Raw genomic sequence first — 21,492 nt, 5'->3', positions numbered from 1 at the left:
TTATACTTGTATAAAAGGTGTTTTTCAGTAAGGAGGATATGATGACAGTTCAATTGTTACTAGGTAGAAGAGGAAGCGGGAAAACGTACCATATATTGGAATCGATTAAAGCTAAAATCAAAGAGCAGCCGCTTGGAGATCCTATTATACTGATAGCGCCAAAACAGACAACGTTCTCTCTTGAGCAGAGCTTCGCTGCTGACCTGAAAATAAAAGGGAGCATGAGGGCTTCAGTATATGGGTTTGACCGTCTCGCATGGCGTATTATGAGTGAAGAAGGCGGCTTATCAGAAGATATGATTTCTAAGGCCGGCATAGAGATGCTGACATATCTCACGTTGAAGCAGATGCAGAATGATTTAATATTATTTGGAACTTCCGCGAAGTATTATGGTTTTAGCCAGAAACTTACGGAATCTATTAAAGAGTTTAAACGATATAATGTGACACCTGATGCACTGATGGAACTTAGTCAGCAGGATATGGCTGTCAGAACTCAGCATAAACTACATGATATAGCAATGATTTATCAAGCACTGGAAGATCAGCTTGCAGGATTGTATATTCAATCAGAAGACATCATGCACTTTCTATATGAACTCATTCCATTGTCTCATACGGTTCAGTTAGCGGATATATATGTCGATGGGTTCCATAATTTTACGACGATAGAATATCTTGTGCTGCAGCAACTCGCAAAACATGCACATTCCATGACCATCACATTAACACTTGACCCAACAAAAGAAAATGAGACATTCAGAAAAACAAGAGAGACCATGAATCTCCTTGTAGAAAGTCTCCAAGAAATCAATATCCCGGTGGAAATTACAACATTAAAAGATACCGCCCGTTATAAAAATCCGAGTTTAAAAGTACTGGAGCAGCAGTTTGATGCATTGCTGCCAGAACAAAGTCCGGTCAATGGAATTACATTGAATGAGGCAGATCATATGAGGACGGAAGCGGATACGATCGTCAGACACATTCATAAAAAAGCGAGAACTGGACGGTTCCGATATGCCGATATGGCAGTGTTATACCGGGATGAATCTTATCTGCCATTACTAAAATCTTTGTTTGAACAATATGAGATTCCGTTTTTCACTGACGATAAAGAACAAATGATTCATCATCCGGCAATCGAGCTTATACGCTCGCTTCTGGATTTTGCTGCCCAGCCATGGCAGAATGATCATTTGTTTAGAGCATTGAAGACCGGTTTGTTATCACGCCGATTTGATATTCAAGGCGATTTAATTCTAATTGATATGCTTGAAAATACAGTTATTGAACGCGGATTGTCATTTAACCGCTGGTTGGAAGATGAGCGGTTTTTCTTTGACACTCGGAAACCGTATAACCAGGAAGACTGGGAGACGATGAATTCGTTCAGACAGTATATTGTGAAGTTACTGCTGAAGTTCACTGATGAAATAAAATCAGCAGACCGAGCAGAGCAGTTTGCAACCATACTATATGACTTTCTTGTCGAAATTAAAATTCCTGATTACTTAATGGCGGAGAAAGACCGCTTTGTCCAGTTAGGTATGAACGAAGAAGCATTAAAGAACGAGCAGGTTTACGAAGGAATGATTGAAGTGATGGATGATTTTGTAGAGATGCTCAGCGACACTCCGCTTGATTTTCAGACAATGAAGGAAATGTTTGATGTCGGACTCGTGTCACTAGAATTCAGCACTATACCACAGGCGCTCGATGAAATTCAGCTGCTGAATCTGGATCTTGCTCGTATCGAAAATATTCCATGTGTCTTCATTTGCGGATTCAATGAAGATATACTTCCTAGAGTTAATAAAGACAATGGTCTGATCAGTGACCAGGATAAACATTTGATAGAGACTTCCAGTGACTTAAAGCTTGCACCGTCAAGTCTCGTATTAACAATGGATGAGAGTTTTGTAGCCTACCAGGCATTGACGAATGCCAGTACAGAGCTCCACATCTACTATAGTCTGATGAGTGAAGACGGCAGTTCAAGACGTCCTTCGTCATATATCGATCAGTTGAAAGTAATTTTTCCTGAACTTGAGACATCTATCATCGCTGAACAGACTCGTCCGGAAAAGCTCATCGAGACGATTAGGACGGGAATTCCGTATATTATCAATCATCTTAGTGAACCGGAATGGCATTCAATAGCTGAATGGATGAAGCGAATTCCAGTCTTTAATGAAGTCTACCGACTAAAAGACTATGTTAATGCCACGCTGCAGCTCAGCGAAATTCAATCCATCGAATTATATGGTGAAGAAATTAAAGCAAGTGTCTCAAGATTTGAAAGCTATAATAACTGTCCTTTTCAGCATTTTGCAGCACATGGTCTCAGATTGAACGAACGGACACCTTTTGAATTCCAGCATTTCGAACTCGGTAACATTTTCCATCATGCTTTAAAAGTAATTTCAGAGGAAATAAAAGATTCTATTATCACGATGTCCAGTGACTCACTGCGCCAGTATGTTGAAGTGACGTTGAAAGGACTTCTTCCGGAAGTACAGTACCAAGTATTATACTCGAGAGCATATTACCAGTTCATGATCAGTCAGATTACAAAAATTTTAACTGAAACATTAACAGCCCTTCAATTTCAGCAGTCACGCAGTCAGTTCAGGATGGCTAAGTTTGAGCAGAGCTTCAATACAGAGCCGACACGACGCAACCAGTTTGAAGTGCAGAAGCTTTATACGAATAGAGGAATTCCTATCTCCATTCGAGGTCAAATTGATAGAATCGATGTGCTGGAAGGTCATGATAAGGATTATGTCAGTATCGTTGACTATAAATCGTCGAGCCATGAACTGGATCTTCGCGAAGTTTATTACGGTAAACAGATGCAGATGCTGACTTATATGGATGTGGTCCTGCAAAATCACTGCAGACTCACAGAGAAATCCCTGTCACCTGCTGCAATGCTGTATTTTCATGTCAAAGCGCCATTCATTAATTACAAGAACAGAAATGATATCAGTAACCATAGTCTGACATATTTTGAGCAGTTCAGATTGCAGGGCTATATAATTGATGATCTGAATGTCGCATCAAAACTAGATACCTCTCTTGACATTGGAGTAAAGTCAGCCGTTATTCCTGCAAAGCTTAAGAAAGATGGCACATTTTACAGCTCTTCAAGAACGCTGTCAGAGCAAGATATGTTAAAACTAATCGACATAAACCGCAGTAATTTTGTTTCGACGGCAGAGCATATTATGGATGGCCATACAAAGGTAGCACCGCTTGAATTTGACGGCAGACTACCGTGCCAGTTCTGTGCCTTTAAATCAACATGTCATATTGATCCGCTAATCAATGCAGGTGATGTAAGGACAGTAGATGAAACAATTGATGTTAAAGCCATACTTAGGGAGGATGATCATGAGACAGAAACCAATTGATGCTCAATGGACTGATGCACAATGGGATGCCATTACATCTAACGGCAGTGATATATTAGTAGCAGCAGCAGCTGGGAGTGGCAAAACAGCGGTCCTCGTTGAACGGATCATCCAGAAAATTGTGCATGAAAACTTAAGTCTTGACGAACTGCTTATTGTAACGTTTACTAATGCCAGTGCTCGTGAAATGAAAGAAAGGATTCATCAGGCGATACGTCGTGAAGCGATCAAACAACCTACTGAACATTTGAAAACTCAGTTGGTAAAAATTCATGCCGCAGAAATTTCAACACTGCATAGTTTCTGTCTTAAGTTGATTGAGCAGTACTATTATACAATCGATCTAGATCCCGTATTTAGAACAGCAGGTGAGGAAGAAGTATCATTGCTATTGATGCAGTCCCTCGATGAAGTGATGGAACAATATTATACAGAGCCTGATAAAGATTTTCTGCAAACAGCGCTACACCTGTCAAGTGACCGCAATGATCATTCGCTGCGCCAGATTATCAGACAACTTTATTATTTTGCAATTGCGAATCCTGAACCGGAACGCTGGTTAAAACAGTTGGTAGATAATTATCAGGAGATTGATATAAACCATCCATTGTTTCATAAACTGTCTGCTGCCATCAAGGAATCGTTAAGAGCAGCAGTCGAGCTCCTGAAAGAAGCGAGTGATTTACTTGACGGGCCTGCATATGAAAAACAATATCTTGCGGTAGAACCCTATATCAGTAAAATTGAACAGATCGATGGGAACTTCGAAACGCTTTATTATCAGTTTATGGCACTTGAAGAACTCAACATTCCAGCGTTCAGATTTTCAAAAAAAGTAGAAGATATGCGTCATGATCAAGCAACAGAAGATTACATCAAGCGTCTGCTTAGTCAGGCGAAAAATTATTTTAATGAACTTCGCACTGATTATTTTTACGCTGAACCGAGTGAAATGATCAACGACATTCAATCAATGTCTGCTGAAGTAGATGTCTTAATTAATCTGACACAAGATTTAATTACAACGTTCCAAGAAAAAAAACGCGAGCGCAAAATTTTGGATTTCAGTGATTATGAACATTTTGCGCTGCAAATATTAATGCAGAACCAAGAGCCGACAGCCATTGCTGAAGCATTGAAGATGCGCTATAAGGAAATCCTTGTCGATGAATATCAGGATACCAACCGGGTGCAGGAAACCATTGTTCAGATGATTAACAATCATCATTTATTCATGGTAGGTGACGTCAAACAGTCTATATATAAATTCAGACAGGCAGAACCAGGACTGTTCCTCGAGAAATATAAACGTTTTAACGAGTCGGATGACGGTATAGTCATTGACTTATCCCGTAACTTCAGATCACGCCAGCCAGTTATTGATGATACGAATGCTATTTTTAGTCGCATCATGGATGAAGAGGTAGGAGAGATACTCTATGATGAGAAACAACAGCTGTACTACGGTGCACGTTTTGATGATAATCATAGAGCAACAGAACTGAATGTTATTATAAAAGATGAAGTGGAGACTCCTGCTGCTGAAAGTGAATGGATTGCCAGTAAAGTCAATGAAATCATCCTGACTGAACAAGTATTTGATATGACAACGAGTACTTATCGGCCCGCTGAATACCGGGATATTGTTGTGCTTGAGAGAAGTTTCACTCAGGCAAATGATCATCAGACGATCATGAAGAAATATGATATTCCATTTCATGTCAACAGTAGAACAGGGTACTTCCATACAGATGAAATCAGAACAATTATGAGCCTGCTTAGAATTATAGACAATCCAATGCAGGATATTCATTTAGTCGGAATACTGCGGTCACTGCTTTATCAATTTGACGAAGTTGAACTTGTTGAAATAAGGCTGGATAATAAAGAGGTTTATTTCTTCAATAATTTGACAGATTATATTGAAGCAAATGACAATGCACTAAGTTCAAAAATCAGACAGTTTCTTACAGACCTCTCTCTTTACCGGGAATGGGCAAGAACGCTTAGTGTAAGAGAACTACTCGAGAGGATTTACAGCAGATTGTTTGTAGTTGAGAAGTTTTCTATTCTGACAGGTGGAAGTCAGCGACGAGCAAATCTTGTAGGATTACTTGCTAAAGCAGAGGATTTTGAGCGCTCCAGTTACAGGGGGCTTTATCAGTTCATTCGTTATGTTGATAATATGTTGAGTGAAGGTAAAGACTTTGGGGAAGTCAATATTATATCTGAAGAAGCGAATGTAGTACGCATGATGACAGTCCATTCAAGCAAAGGTCTCGAATTTCCTTTTGTCATTTATGCAGGACTTGGTCGTGAATTCAATATGATGGACTTAAACGGTATGGTGCAGCTGAACCAGAATTTAGGCCTGGCTATCAATCACTATGATCCAGTCCGACATTTAAGCTATCCGACATTGATGAACCATTTATTTAAACGAGAAGCCCGCAATGAGATTATCTCAGAAGAAATGCGGTTGATGTACGTTGCTTTTACCCGAGCGAAGGAACGTCTCATTCTTCTTGGTAAGGCAGCACATAAAAATATCGAAGGATGGTCACAAGTAAAACTGAATGGAACACTGGACGAACCATTCAGACGCGGAGCCTCTTCGCCGCTTGCATTGATTATCGGCAGTGTGCTGAATGAAGATAATCCGCTAACAAATATAAAGACTAATATGGTGACATCTCTGGAACAGCCCGCACAATCAGGAATAGAAACGAATCATGAAGCTGCTGTCTCAAATGTGGACTGGCTTGAAGAACGGATGAATTATCATTATCCATTTACACAGATGAATCGACTCCCTACTAAAGAATCTGTTTCAGATATAAAACGCCAGACAGAAGTAGACGACGGTGCAACAACCTGGACACTCGTCAATCAGTATCAGTTAGCTCGTGCAACTTATAACCGGCCGAAGTTTATGACGGAGAACAAGCGAACAGCTGCGGAACGAGGGACTTTAATGCATACGGTAATGCAGCATTTTCCGTATCATGGTCAATCTATGACTGAGCAGGAAGTGAGAGAGTTTCTCGACAGTCTGGTCAGCAGGAAAATAATAGGAACAGAAGATTTGAAAGAAATAGAAAATCACGCTCTTGTCCAGTACTCACATTCAAAAATATATCAGATGATTTGTGAGGCAACAGCAGTATATAAAGAACTGCCATTTGTTATCGGGAAATCATATCTCACAGGTGAGGTTCTTGAGAATGCACCGATGGAACAACTCGTACAGGGGATGATTGACTGTGTTTTTGTCTATAAAGGCAAATATTATTTTCTTGATTTTAAAACCGACAGATTTGTTGAGCGGCGAGGCCAGACGAAGGAAGAAACAGCAGCACATTTGAAAGAACGTTACAAAGTGCAGATGCATTTTTATAAGAAAGCATTAGAAGAAATGGTTAATGAGCCAGTATCAGGATTCCTGTATTTCTTCGAGTACCAGGAAGTAGAGGTATAGTAATGAAGTTTAAATTATTAATCATATTATCCGTCATACTTATCATTCTGGAAGAAAGCATTAATTTTTCACATCCCATCCATGTCGTTGTACCTACAGATTATTTTTCTGAAACTCAGCAGCAGCAGTTTCTGCTGCTGATTTTTCTAGTGCTCGGGACAGGTTATCCATTGTTGTCGTTACTGCTTAGTAGTACAATTCGTCAATGGTCATTTAAACAATGCATGTTATTGATCATCATAGGTTCAGTGGACCGTTTTTTCATTAATTCACATGGCATGATTCTATGTTTAGGGATAGCTGTCATTATAGCGAAGACATTGATAGACAGCCGATATTCTGAGTATTTAATTGGTACAGTTCTGACTGCGTTAGGCATTATGTGTTTAGGAATACCGCTGTTAATGTCATCGTTTTTCAGCGAAACATTTATGGATGTAGCCACGTTCCAGCATCTGATTCAACTGTATCAATCAAATAATTATTTTGATTATGTTAAAGAAAATTTATTGACAAGTTCTCTTGAAAATCTAGGGATGATGATTTTTGTCTTCCTCCCGTTTCTATTAATGGGCGAGAGAATCTCACAATGGGTCGGCCGTTATAGATGGGGCTCTCTGCTCTGTGCATCGCTACTATTTGCAATTGGCACGATGATTAAGGCATTAAGTCGTTTCACTGAATCATCTTTAGCTTTCGATATGATAATATTGATCGGCGGTGCGTGTCAGGCAGTTGGAATTTTTATACTTGCAGCGCTTGTCATCAGGAAATACACAATCGATGGACTCGTTGTAATGACCACACTTTTAATTGCAGATTTAGCAATGCTGCTCTTCTATACAGGTATTGGAGTCGGTGATTATAAAACGATGCTCCTAGATGATGTACTTTTGCGCAGCTTTATAGTTATCATCATTAGTGCCATTTCTATGTTTATTTTAAGTTATTTCAGAAAGTCTGCGGTAAACACATGATAAAAGTTCAAATTTTCTGTATAATATGAACAAACACAGAAGGAGTTGTGCCAATTATGAAATTTCTATCATTTGAATATCAAGGTCAAAAAACGTACGGCGTTAAAGTAAAAAGAGAAGAAGCAGCATGGATTCTTCCTGAAGTATTTAAAGCATTTGGAGAAGGAGATTATCCTGAAACATTGCTTGCCGGCCTTGAACAAAATGGATCAATTGATTTTCAGGAAGCGGTACGTAAAGTGGTCGTACAAGCTGAGAAAAGTGATAATAAAGCACAATATAAAGTGAACTTCAGCAATATTAAATTTCTACCACCAGTTACTCCAACAAACAATGTCATTGCGATTGGTCGCAATTTCTCAAAACATGCCGAAGAATTGAATAACACAGTTGATCGACTCTATGTATTTACAAAAGCACCGTCCAGTTTAATCGGGGATGGAAATGAAATACCACTGCACAGCGATATTACCCATTCACTGGACTATGAAGGAGAACTGGGTATCGTCATCGGTAAATATGGTCATCAAATCCCTAAAGGAATGGCACTCGATTATGTCTATGGCTATACAATCGTTAATGACATAACAGCTCGAGATCTGCAGAAAGAACATGCTCAGGCATTTTTAAGCAAAAGTTTACTAGGGGGCTGCCCGATGGGTCCTTATATTGTCACTAAAGATGAGCTTCCGACACCAGAGAACGTCAACATTGTGACTAAAGTCAACAATGAAATCCGTCAGGACGGCAGCACGAGCGAAATGATACTGAAAATCGATGACTTGATTGCTGAGATTTCTAAGTATATTGCACTACACCCTGGAGATGTTATCGCAACTGGAACTCCGAGCGGCGTAGGAGCAGGAATGAATCCTCCTGTTTTCCTGAAAGCAGGAGACGAAGTAAAAGTGACTATCGATGGTATTGGCACATTAGTGAATACAATCAGTGAAAAATAACTGACTTTTAACAGAGAAGATAAACAACTTCTCTGTTTTTGTGTTTCAAGGTTATGTTAAAATGGAATAGTAATTATAAAAGGAGTTGAAAACATGATAACAGGAATGCTACATTTGCATATTGTCAGCTGGGTTGCTGCATTGATTTTATTTTTTGCTGCCTATGAAAATTTCTCTGACCGTCTTGGACCAAGTAAATATTTCAAACCGTTACACATGCTGTTAAGATTATTTTTATTGCTTGCACTAGTCAGCGGAGGTTATATTTTCTTCCAGGCAATGGATAATAACGCAGCACTTTATGGAATAAAATTTATTTTAGGTCTTTTAACGCTCGGGCTGATTGAAATGACACTTGCTCGTAAGAGAAAGAAGAAATCATCTCGCAATTTCTTCTACTTAACAATTCTTTTAGCATTAATAACATTTGCTCTAGGTGCTTACTTACCGCTTGGACCAATTAGTGCATTGTTTAATTAATGATTAGTTCTGCTCAAATGAGCAGAACTTTTTTTTTGCTGATTGCGACACTTGCAGGAGTTGTGGCATCTGAGTGTCACTAAAAACGACACTCGTGGGGGCTATATCGCTTGAGTGTCACTAAAAACGACACTCGGCAGGGGATGCGTCGCTTGAGTGTCGTTACATCATTGATATTTCTGCTAATCTTATGAACATTTTATGAAGATGAACACAACCCTCTGCTGTTCTAGTATAATCGAAGTATTAACTGATAAGAGGGATTGCTATGAAAAGAATATTACTGCTGCTAATGATACTTGTTGTAGTACCAAAGCCAGTATTTGCAGAATCAAATGTTCCACCAAGAATTTACAGTCTTGTTGTTGACCGATTTATGAACGGCAATGAACAGAACAATCAGCACATCCGTAATAACGGAGACGATAATCTTCCTTACGGCGGAGATTTCCAGGGAATCGAAAAAAAACTTGATTATATCAAGAATATGGGATTTGATACGATACATCTTTCTCCCATTTTCGACCATAAAGAAAAGGATTATCTAGGTTATCAAGTGACTTCATACGACACTGTAGATGATGTATACGGAGGACCAGAAAATCTCCAGAAACTGATCAAAGCAGTCCATCATAAAAATATGAAAATTATTATTGATATGCCGGCTGTTGCTACTAAGGAGTTTACTACTACTGACAACACTCATATGACAGCCATTCAAAAAGATTATTTTAAAAGCAGCGACATCATCGACCTTACAGATGTAAATAACCAGAAACGCTATAAAGAGAAGATGCAGCAGTTTACGTCTAAATTTAATGTTGACGGGTTATCAATGTACGTGCTGCAAAACAATGTTGATAGCAGTAAAATCTTCCCAGATAAAATGCTGACGATTGCAATTCAGCCACGAGGAACAAAATCTCAAAACTTTGATTACATTCAAAAAGAAGAAACAACATTGAAGCTCGCTAACGCTTTTAAAACGACAGATAAAGAAATACCTTTAACATTTGATGACAATGAACTGCTTTCGGCTGATCAATTTTTTATGCCGAGATTTACTAAATATTCGGCTGATGAAAATATGTTTCCAGGGACACGCATTAAGCAGCTGATGGGATATTTAATGATTCAAAAGCATCCGGTCAGTATGACTTATGGCACAGAAATTGCTATGAATGGTGCCAGAATGCCTGACATGCATCAACTGCTTGATTTTAGAACTGAGAAAGAAGTGACTGATTATTTAACGGACACATCTTTGGTCTATCAAAAGTATAATGAACTCTTCAGCGGCGCTGCTAAAGTTATTCACAATATAGACGGCAATCAAGTCATTTACTATGAAACGGATAAAGTCGATTTCCTCTATAACATCAATAATTCAAGCAAAGCGACCAACGTGGCTATAGGACAGGACGTCGTACCGTCAGGAAAAATGTTGAGTGGATTATTGATTGGAGACAGCATTCACCAGAAAGACGGGACGTCACATTTAATCACGAATCGTGAAGAAGCTGAACTTTATGCGGTCATTGATGAGCGAGGATTAAATAATGCCTATTTATATGCTGCTGCAACGATCATTATTCTATTTTCAGCTTTCATTATCATAGTCGTAAGACGATCAAAGAAAAATAAAGTATAAATATAGCTCGGACGCCAATCAACGTCCGAGCCTTATTTATGCCTTATATCCTATCATATTGACGATATCTTTCGGTGAAGAATAGGGCGGTGCATAAGCTATTTCAATATCCTTGAAATCATCGACTGTTGCACCGAATCCCATAGCTGTCGCAATAACGTCAATTCTTTTATCGACACCCTCCTGACCGAAAACGCAGGCACGGAGCAGCTGCCTATTGTCTTTTCTGTAATAGACAGAAATGCATGTTACACGTGCATCCGGCAAATAGCTCGCATGATTTTTCTGCTCATAGTTGATATGCTCGTAATCATACTCATTAAGCTCCTGTTCAGAGATACCGACACTGGCAATGGTATGCTCAAAAAAGCGCACAATATTAGTGGCAAGTAGTCCTTTAAAAGGTTCTTTATGCTCGCTTATATTTCCTGAGATTAAATTTGCTGCGCGGTGAGCGCCCCAAGCAAGTGCGACGGTTGTTCTCTGTTTTGTATGACGATAGAATGTTTCAATTGCGTCGCCTAGTGCATAGACGCCTTCTGCATTTGTTTCGAAATAGTCATTGACCTTAATATAGCCATTCTCGTTTAATTCAATACCGCTGTCTTTAACGAAATCAGTATTCGGCTTGATTCCTATTGCTGCTATAACTATATCAAAAGATTCACGATGACCGGATTTAAATATAATGTCATGTTGATCTAAACTAACTATTTCGTCATTCAGTAGTAGTTTAATTTGATGCTCTGTAATGATATTTTTAAGAAGTGGAACAAACTGCTTATCCATTGCTTTTAAAATATGCTCACTGCGATTTGTCAGAGTAACGTCAAAGCCACGGTGTTTGAAGTTCTCAGCCATTTCGATTCCGATATACCCGGCACCGACAATCAATGCCTTTTTGACATGATTGGCTTTGATGTACTCTTCAATGGCGTCTGTATCTTCCAGATTGCGAAGCGGAAAAATAAAATCTGCTTCTTTTGTCGCTGTTAAAGAGATAGGACTGCATCCTGGACTTAATATTAACAAGTCATAGCTGTCTATAAAAGATTCGCCTGTGTCATGATTGAAGACCGAAACCGATTTTTCCTCAATATTGACGGCTGTAACTTCATGTTTTGTTTTAACTGTAAGCTGTTTTTTCTGCCTGAATGACTCAGGTGTCGCCTGCAGTAGACGGTCTCTTTCAGTAACAACTTCACCCAGATAATAAGGAAGACCGCAGTTGGCAAAACTCATATCACGGTCCTTTTCGTAAATGATTATTTCTGCGTCAGGTAGTACTCTACGAATTTGAGAAGCAGCTGTTGCACCACCTGCAACTGCTCCAACGACTATAATTTTCAAGAAGTCACCTCCTTATAATAATATAGGGCAACCGTTCCTTGACCTGTATGAGATGAGATAGTGGGTCCCAGTTCTTTAATATGAATAGTGATATTACTACCGCCATTTCTAATAAGGTCAGCCAGTTGCTGTGCGCCTGCGAAATCATTTGAATGGCTAATAATCACAGGAGTATCAAACTGATGGTTAGCTTTCAGATGAGCCGCCATTTCACTGAACACTTTCTTTTTGCCACGATGTTTACCAATGGGTACAAGCTGACCATTCTCTACAGTTAAGAGGGGTTTGATATTGATGAGCGATCCGAGGAACGCCTGTCCTTTACTCAGTCTGCCTCCTTTAGCGAGATAATTAAGGTCTTCAACAGTGAATAAATGAACGATAGAGTCATGCGTCTGATGAATATGATCTAAAATTTCTTCCTTTGAAAGACCTTTATCTCTTAACTGGACCATATCAACAATCTGCATACCAAGACCGCTTGATGCTGAATGAGAATCTATAATATCTATATCAAAATCAGGGTAATCTTCTGCTATCTGATTCTTAACCATAACAGCTGACTGATAAGTTCCGCTGAGCGCACTTGAAAATGCATAGTAAATCGCCTGTTCCTTATTTTTTGCGATTTCAGTAAACAGCTCAGTCAGTTGATCGATAGAGACTTGGCTTGTCATCGGGCGTTTTCCACCTTGAATGGCTTCGTAAACTGTCTGATTTGTTATTTCCAGCTGATCTTTATAACTTTTATCTTCAATCGCTACTGACATAGGTAAAAAATCAAGATTATACTGCTTAATTTCCTCAAGTGTCAAATCACTGCCACTATCTACTAATATACGCATGAATGTCCTCCTTATGATTTAGTAAAAATACTGATTAAGAAACTTGCCGATGCCATCGTCATTGTTGGATTCAATCACTATGTCAGCAATTTCTTTTAATGGCTGAATGGCATTTCCCATCGCTAAACCTAATCCTGCAAATTTTATCATTTCATTGTCATTATCTTCATCACCGAAAGCGATGATGTTTTCACGTTTAATATCAAAGTGGTTTGCTACATAATCGACACCTACTGATTTGTTGATACCTTTTTTAACGATTTCGATGACTGGATAGGGAGCTCCCCAGCGACGATGTTCGATACTTTCAGCATATACTTCACTTAAATGATGCCGGATAGCCGGAACATTAGCTTCTTCAGCCTGAATAAGAATACTCGTAGGTCCTTCCGTTAAATTCTCCATCAAATCACCTGTAGTAACGAGCGGATGTCCCATCGTGAAACCTTCAAACAAGTACTCATCATGGTAGTGGAAAAAGACGTTGTCTTTGACTTCTGCAATGATGTTTTTAATTTTCAGGTTTTTGACATGGGAAAATATTTCCCTGGCAATCTCTAGGTCAAGCGTTTCGTGCACTGTTTTAAATGTCATATCACCGGGATGATGAACGAACGCGCCGTTAAAATTAACTATTGGAGTAGTAAGTCCAAGTTCCTGATAATAAATTTGGCTTGCTCTATAAGGTCTTCCTGTAGATATGATGACTTTATGGCCGTCTTTAATGAGTGATTGAATCACTTGCTTCGTATAAGGTGAAATCACTTTATCGTCCGTTAATAAAGTTCCATCCAGATCAAGACAGATTAAATGTTTCTCTTTCATAATTACCTTCCTTTTCTTTCTTCTTCTATCATCATATCATTTAATTGGCTATGTGAAAGTTATTTGATATAGTAGGGATAAGATAATAGAGGAGTGATAATAGATGGAAGAAGCAATGAAAGACAGCATATTAGGCGCGCTTGAAAATGTTATTGACCCTGAGCTTGGTATTGATATCGTCAATCTAGGACTTGTCTATAATGTAGATATGGATGAAGATGGTGTGACTACAGTAGATATGACTTTGACTTCAATGGGCTGCCCAATGGGACCACAAATTATTGATCAAGTGAAAACAGCACTTGGCGAGTTACCGGAAATTAAAGAAACAGTAGTCAATATCGTCTGGAATCCGCCTTGGAATAAAGATATGATGAGCCGCTATGCTAAGATTGCCCTAGGTGTCAGCGGTTAATAGTGATTTATAATATTAGTTTTAGAAGACGAATCTTTTTGATTCGTCTTTTTTTGGTTATCAATAATCAGAAAAGGGCAAATAAGTTGTAAGATAAGCTGCAACGTATTATAATTTAATGAAAGGTCAAATATGGTCAAACAATAAAAAATGAGGTGACACAATGAATATTGATAATATGACATACAATGTCCAGTCGGCGATTGAATTTGCTCAGAACGATGCTATTGAACGCAAAATGCAATCAATTGAAGCAGAAAGTCTGATGTTGTATTTTACGAATGACACCGATAGCATGCTATCGACCGTTTTTGATAGAGCCAATCTGAAAACGCAGGACTATGCTAAGTTATTAAATGAGAAATTAACAGGGATGCCTCAAATAAGTGGTGACAATGTGCAGTACGGTCAGTATTTGAGCGCAGGATTAAATGAACTGCTGCAAAAAGCTGAAACGGTAAAAGGTGAGATGAACGATGAGTATTTGTCCGTAGAACATTTAATTATTGCTGCGATGGAAGTACACGCGTTGACTCGCCAGTTTATCGGCATTAAGACGGAAGTCATCAAAGAAATCATCAAACAGATCAGAGGGGGAAATCATGTGACAACTCAAAATCCAGAAGTACAGTATGAAGTGCTGAAAAAATATGGTCGTGACTTAGTGGAAGAAGTCAGAAATGGTAAGATGGATCCAGTCATTGGCCGTGACGAAGAAGTGCGTAATACGATACGTATTTTAAGCCGTAAGACTAAAAATAATCCGATTCTGATCGGAGAGCCAGGGGTCGGTAAAACAGCCATAGTCGAGGGACTTGCTCAACGAATTGTACGAAAAGATGTCCCTGATTCACTGCTAGGTAAAACAATATTTGAACTCGATTTAAGCGCTCTTGTCGCGGGTGCCAAATTCAGAGGGGAATTCGAAGAGAGATTAAAAGCGGTGCTGAAAGAAGTCAAAGAAAGCAATGGAGAAATCATTCTATTTATAGACGAGATTCATATGCTTGTCGGTGCCGGTAAAACAGATGGTGCAATGGATGCAGGAAATATGCTGAAGCCGATGCTTGCAAGAGGTGAGCTGCACTGTATCGGTGCAACGACACTCAATGAGTACCGGCAGTATATCGAGAAGGATTCTGCACTAGAGCGTCGTTTCCAGAAAGTACAGGTTGCAGAGCCGGACGTAGAAGATACTATCTCTATCCTTCGCGGATTAAAAGAGCGCTATGAAGTCCATCACGGTGTCAGAATTCAGGATAGAGCACTTGTCGCTGCGGCAGAATTATCTGACCGCTATATTACAGACCGCTTTCTCCCGGATAAAGCAATTGACCTCGTCGACCAGGCATGTGCCACAATTCGTACTGAAATGGGCTCAAAACCGACAGAACTGGATGCTGTCAATAGACGTGTGCTGCAGCTTGAAATAGAAGAGAAAGCTCTAAAAAGTGAGCAGGATACTCAAAGTATGAACCGGTTAAAAGATCTACAGCGTGAACTGGCGGACGAAAAAGAACAGCAGCAGATTTTGACCGCTAAAGTAGATAAGGAAAAAGCCCAGATTCAAGTCGTGCAGAAAAAACGTAGTGAACTTGATCAGTACCGGCAGCAGCTGGAAGAAGCACAGAACAATTATGATCTCGCGAAAGCATCTGAACTGCAGTATGGTAAAATACCGCAGATTGAAAAAGAGCTTTCAGAACTTGAAGAAGAATTCCAGGAAGAGACAAAAGGAACAGACCGCTTAATTCGCGAAGTCGTGACAGATGAAGAAATCGGTTCTATCGTGTCGCAGTGGACAGGTATACCAGTGAGTAAACTGGTAGAAACAGAAAAAGAGAAATTGCTGAAACTCTCCGATATACTTCACGAACGGGTTGTTGGTCAGGACGAAGCAGTCGACCTTGTAGCAGATGCAGTTGTGCGCGCGCGCGCAGGTATTAAAGACCCGAACCGTCCGATTGGTAGTTTTCTGTTCCTCGGTCCGACTGGTGTCGGTAAGACAGAGCTTGCAAAGGCATTAGCAAGTACGATGTTTGATTCTGAGAAGCATATGATTCGTATAGATATGAGTGAATATATGGAGAAACATGCTGTTGCACGGTTGATCGGTGCTCCTCCAGGATACGTAGGATATGAAGAAGGAGGCCAACTCACTGAAGCAGTAAGACGACAGCCATATTCTGTTATTCTGCTGGATGAAATTGAAAAAGCGCATAGTGATGTATTCAATGTGCTTCTACAGCTTCTTGACGAAGGGCGACTGACTGATTCAAAAGGTCGCGTTGTTGACTTTAAAAACACGATTATTATTATGACAAGTAATATCGGTTCTCAATATTTACTTGAAGGTATAGCAAATGACGATATTAGCGAAGAAGCCCGAAATCAAGTAATGACAGCGCTGCATGAGTACTTTAAGCCGGAAATATTAAATCGTATAGATGATATTATTTTGTTCAAGCCGTTAAGTGCAAATGATATGACATATATCGTCGATAAAATAGTGGCGCAGCTTAATATGCGACTTGCAGATCAGCACATGTCAATTGAAGTTGCTGATGAAGTAAAACAATGGGTGGCGCAGGAAGCCTATGAGCCGCAGTATGGTGCCCGTCCGTTAAGACGATTCGTACAACGTGAAATTGAAACATCGCTTGCAAGATTATTGATTCAAAATGATCTTAAAGAAGGCGCAAAAGTCATAGTCACTCTTGAAAATGGACAGCCGAAACTTGTATTAGAATAAAAAAAGCAATGTAATCTTTAAGATTACATCGCTTTTTTAATGCTCATGATGATTCGGCACAGGGTCATTTGGAATTGTCATGGAAATCAGAATGACAAAAATTGCAAATAGAACAGAAAGAACTGAAGCTGTCACAAGATGAAGTTCTTGTCCCCCGCCTAAACTCATCAATACGAAGTTAATCATATGAACTAAAATGAATGACCATACAAATGTCATGATATATTGCATGTTTATATCCCCCATAAATCTTGTTATAGTTATATTATAAAAGAGATACGTTAAAAAGTATACCCTACAGTAAGAGGCAGAGAATGAAAAAAATAATAACTATCGTCTTAATCATCATTATAACAGCTATTGCAGTGATGTATTTAAAGCCTGAAAAGAAAGAATTAACCAGCGTCGGTTTTCTGTTTCCGGATTCAATGTACGATCAGACATGGGGGACAGAAGGCTATAAAGGAATGCTCGATATAGTGCAAACATATGACACTGCATTTTTTTTCGAAGAAAATATTAATACACGGTCGAAAATCGAAAACTCCATTAAAGAAATGTCTGCAAGAAATGTGAATATATTATTTGGTCAAGGTATAGAATATTCAAAAGTTTTTAACGATATGGCATCTCACTATCCGGATATCAATTTTGTTGTCTTTAATGGTAAGTCTACTGAAAAAAATGTGACAGCAGTAAATATAGATGGCTATTCTATGGGGTTTTTCAGCGGAATGATTGCCAGCCATCAATCAGATAACAATTGTATTGGAGTTATAGGAGCCTTTGATACTCAGCCTGATATTAGAGGATTTATAGATGGTGCACAGTATCAGAACTCTGATATAAAAATTGTAGCCAATTATATTAATACCTTCAGTTATGATAATCGCGGTGAGGCCCTTGCAAAACAGATGATTGATAAAGATAAAGTGGATGTTATTCTTCCAGCAGCAGATGGTGTAAATGCTGATATCATGACACTGCTTAAAGAAAGGGATATATCAACTATCGGTTACATTGTCGATCAAAGTAACTATGGTCCCCATGTACTGACCAGCCTGCAGCTAAACTTATCAGAGGCTTATCTTGAAATGGCAGAGCGATATACAAACAATCAACTCAAAGGCGGAACATACTATTTCGGGGTAAAGGAAGATATGGTACAGCTCGGGAATATGTCTTACCGTGTTGATAAAGATTATAAGGAACAAATTCTTGAAGCATTGAAAAAATATAAAAAAGAATTGATGCTGCCTAATGGCAAAAAAGACAATAGACTACATTTTGAATCATATTTGCAAGAGACACATTAACTGTCATTTTGATTGAATTTACATTTTATATATGGTAAATTAGTACCTGGTTATAATAACTGATTATAAGAAGGTGCTCATTTGAATGTAGGTATAAAAGGGATAGGAACATATGTCCCGGAAAGAGTAATGACAAACTTTGATTTTGAGAAATTTCTTGATACGTCTGATGAATGGATTTCAAAGATGACGGGTATTAAAGAACGGCGTTTTGCAGCGGATAATGAAGAAACAAGTGATATGGCTTTCATCGCTGCTGAAAAAGCAATTGCTGACTCCGGCATTGATAAAGATGAAATCGATATGATTATAGTAGCAACATCGACCGGTGACCATAAATTCCCGGCGGTCGCCAACCAGCTTCAGCATAGACTCGGATTACGACCAATACCTTCCATGGACCAGCTTGCAGCGTGTACCGGTTTTATATACAGTATGATTACAGCTCAGCAGTTCATTGAAACTGGCACGTGCAGAAATATATTAGTCATCGGTGCAGAGAAACTGACTAAAATCGCAAATATGGAAGACCGCAATACTGCGATTTTATTTGGAGATGGCGCAGGTGCAGTCATTCTTGGGGAAGTAGGTCCAGGTCATGGGATACTCAGTTCACATCTAGGAAGTGATGGTGCTGGGGGTAAATACTTGTATGATCGTAAAGAGGACCAGCTACTGGAGATGAATGGGCGTGAAGTCTTTAAATTTGCTGTGCGGATTATGGGTGAAATGGCGACAGAGGTCGTGGAAAAAGCAGGGCTTAAACCTGAAGATGTCGATATGTTCATCCCTCATCAGGCGAATATTAGAATTATGGAATCTTCTCGTGAAAGATTGGGTATACCAAGAGAGAAAATGAGTGTTACAGTAGATAAATATGGTAATACGTCAGCTGCATCAATCCCGCTATCAATGATGTATGAACTGGAACAAGGGAAGATAAAAGAAGGCAGTAACCTTGTGTTAGTAGGTTTTGGTGGTGGACTGACATATGGTGCGATAACATTAGTGTGGGGAAAATAGGAGGAGACTATGAAGAAAAGAGTTGTGATTACAGGTATCGGGGCACTGAGCCCTCTAGGTAATGATGCAAGAACAACATTTAACAATGCAATTGATGGCGTCAATGGAATTGATTACATTACTAGAATTGATACGACTGACTATGGTGTGAAGATTGCAGGCGAACTGAAAGACTTCAATATCGAAGACTACATTCCAAAAAAAGATGCGAGAAAGATGGATCGCTTCACACAATATGCTATTGTTGCAGCACGCCAGGCAGTAGAAGACAGTAAGCTTAATATCAACGACGATAATCGTGACCGTGTCGGTGTATGGATCGGTTCTGGTATCGGCGGAATGGAAACGTTCGAGAATTCTTATGATCAGCTTCAGCAGCGTGGACCAAACCGTGTCAGTCCATTCTTTGTACCGATGATGATCCCTGATATGGCAACAGGTCAGGTATCAATTGACTTAGGTGCTCAGGGACCAAATGGCTGTACAGTAACTGCATGTGCCACTGGAACAAACTGTATTGGCGATGCCTTTAGAATACTTCAGTACGGTGATGCTGATGTCATGGTCGCTGGAGGTACAGAAGCCCCGATTACGAAGATGGGGATTGCTGGATTTATGGCTAATAAAGCATTGTCTTTCAATAACGATCCTGAAACAGCATGCCGTCCGTTCCAGGAAGGTCGTGACGGTTTCGTCATGGGTGAAGGAGCAGGGATAGTTGTGCTCGAAGAACTTGAGCATGCTAAAGCACGTGGTGCACATATTTATGCTGAAGTTGTCGGTTACGGCAATAATGGGGATGCTTTCCATATCACTGCGCCAGCGCCGAATGGTGAAGGTGGCGTGAGAACAATGAAAATGGCACTCAAAGATGCCGGCATCACACCTGATCAGGTACAGTATTTGAATGCACACGGTACTAGTACACCAATCGGTGATTTATATGAAACGATGGCAATCAAGCAAGTGTTTGGTGAAGCGGTGAAAGACTTAAAAGTATCATCGACAAAATCTATGACAGGACATCTGCTCGGCGCAACAGGAGCTGTAGAAGCAATTATCACAGCACTTTCTATTGAAAATAGCAAAGTGCCACCGACAATTCATCAACAGACACCTGACGCTGAATGTGATCTTGACTATGTTCCAGAGAAATCGCAGGAAGTTGAAATTGATTATGCATTATCCAACAGTCTGGGATTTGGCGGACATAACGCAGTGTTAGTCTTCAAGAAATACAGTGAATAATATGAAACCCTCGACTGAAAAATAGTCGAGGGTTTTTAATTACAAAAAGAAGGAAAGTAGTAATGCAATTACCAAAGTTACACTTGAAGTAACTAGCAGCGGCATAGTGATAGGATATTTCAGCTGTCTGATCTTGATTTCCTTGTTCGTGTATAGTTCATCGTCTTCCATAGTTTCCTTTAATCTCTTAGGTGCAGTCATGTAATGGAATCTTCTGAACGAATGTCCCATGATACTGAAAGCACCATCAGAAAAGAGAAATAATAATAGTGAGAAACAAAAAACGAAAAGTGAAGAAAGGAATAATGAATTCACTAGGCCAAGAATTTTAAATCCATTGAATATGGCTAGGATAAGAGTAAGAATAATAATGATTAAAAATGACATTGAATAAAATTTAAGTTTCAAAGTCGGCCTCCTGAAAATAATGACTAATAATTATTGTACATTAAAAAAGGAAAAAATGTCACTAGTGTTGCATAAATAAAGACTGAAATTTCTGATATTTACTTTTCTTCGAAAATTTAAAATTTGAAAACACCTAAACAGAGGTAGTAATCATCCATTTTTTTACTTATATGATTTCGTGAATTCAGTGCGTCAATTTTTTATGGATTTCAAGGAACTGTACCTTGGATTCTTCGAATCAGATGATTGCTTCTATTCCAGACAGAAGCCTTCAGTAACCTGGTAATCTGAAGGATGCTCTTTCTACTATTCGTTCTCAACTTAATGAGTAAGTTCAAGCAATAGACAA

Annotated in this window: 16 protein-coding genes; 11 read left to right on the top strand and 5 right to left on the bottom strand. The window is 39.2% G+C overall.

The window, feature by feature from the left end; all coding sequences use genetic code 11:
- Window positions 1–41: 41 nt before the first annotated feature.
- From addB to ERX29_RS02545, 6 genes are all read left to right on the top strand, one after another.
- A complete protein-coding gene (gene addB, locus ERX29_RS02570) occupies window positions 42–3,416 on the top strand; it encodes a helicase-exonuclease AddAB subunit AddB (RefSeq protein WP_165981040.1) in 3,375 nt (1,124 codons plus the stop codon).
- On the top strand, window positions 3,397–6,894 hold the full coding sequence (gene addA / locus ERX29_RS02565) for a helicase-exonuclease AddAB subunit AddA (RefSeq protein ID WP_165981039.1): 3,498 nt from the start codon (window positions 3,397–3,399) through the stop codon (window positions 6,892–6,894). Before addB ends, addA begins: the two co-directional genes overlap by 20 nt.
- 2 nt (window positions 6,895–6,896) lie before the next feature.
- Window positions 6,897–7,871, top strand: a complete 975-nt coding sequence (locus ERX29_RS02560; RefSeq protein WP_133443123.1) for a hypothetical protein — start codon at window positions 6,897–6,899, stop codon at window positions 7,869–7,871.
- Window positions 7,872–7,927: 56 nt separating this feature from the next.
- Window positions 7,928–8,830, top strand: coding sequence for a fumarylacetoacetate hydrolase family protein (locus ERX29_RS02555; protein WP_133443122.1), 903 nt, complete (start codon window positions 7,928–7,930; stop codon window positions 8,828–8,830).
- Window positions 8,831–8,935: 105 nt separating this feature from the next.
- Window positions 8,936–9,310 carry a YisL family protein gene (locus tag ERX29_RS02550; protein WP_133443242.1) on the top strand — a complete coding sequence of 125 codons (375 nt, stop codon included), beginning with the start codon at window positions 8,936–8,938 and terminating at the stop codon, window positions 9,308–9,310.
- 268 nt (window positions 9,311–9,578) lie between these two features.
- Window positions 9,579–10,961, top strand: a complete 1,383-nt coding sequence (locus ERX29_RS02545; protein WP_133443121.1) for an alpha-amylase family glycosyl hydrolase — start codon at window positions 9,579–9,581, stop codon at window positions 10,959–10,961.
- Window positions 10,962–10,997: 36 nt separating this feature from the next.
- Here ERX29_RS02545 and ERX29_RS02540 read toward each other — a convergent pair whose 3' ends face one another.
- From ERX29_RS02540 to ERX29_RS02530, 3 genes are read right to left on the bottom strand one after another with little or no spacing between them, the layout of a single operon-like run.
- Complete coding sequence (locus ERX29_RS02540) at window positions 10,998–12,311, bottom strand: CoA-disulfide reductase (RefSeq protein WP_133443120.1); 1,314 nt, start codon at window positions 12,309–12,311, stop codon at window positions 10,998–11,000.
- Window positions 12,308–13,156, bottom strand: a complete 849-nt coding sequence (locus ERX29_RS02535) for a DegV family protein (protein ID WP_133443119.1) — start codon at window positions 13,154–13,156, stop codon at window positions 12,308–12,310. The genes ERX29_RS02540 and ERX29_RS02535 overlap by 4 nt, the downstream gene beginning before the upstream one ends.
- A gap of 18 nt (window positions 13,157–13,174) precedes the next feature.
- Window positions 13,175–13,981, bottom strand: a complete 807-nt coding sequence (locus tag ERX29_RS02530; protein ID WP_133443118.1) for a Cof-type HAD-IIB family hydrolase — start codon at window positions 13,979–13,981, stop codon at window positions 13,175–13,177.
- A gap of 103 nt (window positions 13,982–14,084) precedes the next feature.
- Here ERX29_RS02530 and ERX29_RS02525 point away from each other — a divergent pair, with 103 nt between their 5' ends.
- Window positions 14,085–14,396 (top strand): metal-sulfur cluster assembly factor, encoded by a 312-nt coding sequence (locus ERX29_RS02525; protein WP_133443117.1) that lies wholly within the window; start codon window positions 14,085–14,087, stop codon window positions 14,394–14,396.
- Window positions 14,397–14,559: 163 nt separating this feature from the next.
- On the top strand, window positions 14,560–17,148 hold the full coding sequence (clpB, locus tag ERX29_RS02520; RefSeq protein WP_133443116.1) for an ATP-dependent chaperone ClpB: 2,589 nt from the start codon (window positions 14,560–14,562) through the stop codon (window positions 17,146–17,148).
- Between the two features lie 36 nt (window positions 17,149–17,184).
- Here the strand turns inward: clpB and ERX29_RS02515 are convergent, their stop codons facing one another.
- Complete coding sequence (locus ERX29_RS02515) at window positions 17,185–17,367, bottom strand: DUF2929 family protein (protein ID WP_243719952.1); 183 nt, start codon at window positions 17,365–17,367, stop codon at window positions 17,185–17,187.
- A 95-nt stretch (window positions 17,368–17,462) separates the two neighbouring features.
- Between ERX29_RS02515 and ERX29_RS02510 the strand changes: the two genes are divergently transcribed.
- From ERX29_RS02510 to fabF, 3 genes are all read left to right on the top strand, one after another.
- Window positions 17,463–18,464, top strand: a complete 1,002-nt coding sequence (locus tag ERX29_RS02510) for a BMP family ABC transporter substrate-binding protein (RefSeq protein ID WP_133443114.1) — start codon at window positions 17,463–17,465, stop codon at window positions 18,462–18,464.
- Window positions 18,465–18,545: 81 nt separating this feature from the next.
- The gene (locus tag ERX29_RS02505) at window positions 18,546–19,487 is read left to right on the top strand and encodes a beta-ketoacyl-ACP synthase III (RefSeq protein WP_133443113.1); all 942 of its coding nucleotides are present in this window, start codon (window positions 18,546–18,548) and stop codon (window positions 19,485–19,487) included.
- Between the two features lie 9 nt (window positions 19,488–19,496).
- Complete coding sequence (fabF, locus tag ERX29_RS02500; protein ID WP_133443112.1) at window positions 19,497–20,735, top strand: beta-ketoacyl-ACP synthase II; 1,239 nt, start codon at window positions 19,497–19,499, stop codon at window positions 20,733–20,735.
- Between the two features lie 39 nt (window positions 20,736–20,774).
- Here fabF and ERX29_RS02495 read toward each other — a convergent pair whose 3' ends face one another.
- Entirely contained in the window at window positions 20,775–21,122 is a 348-nt protein-coding gene (locus tag ERX29_RS02495) for a DUF3899 domain-containing protein (protein ID WP_243719954.1), read from the bottom strand.
- Window positions 21,123–21,492: the final 370 nt, after the last annotated feature.

The sequence above is a fragment of the Macrococcus lamae genome, from assembly GCF_004359545.1.
Taxonomy (GTDB): domain Bacteria; phylum Bacillota; class Bacilli; order Staphylococcales; family Staphylococcaceae; genus Macrococcus; species Macrococcus lamae.
The sequence above is the reverse complement of the archived record's forward strand: the minus strand, read 5'-3'. Positions and strand labels throughout refer to the sequence as shown.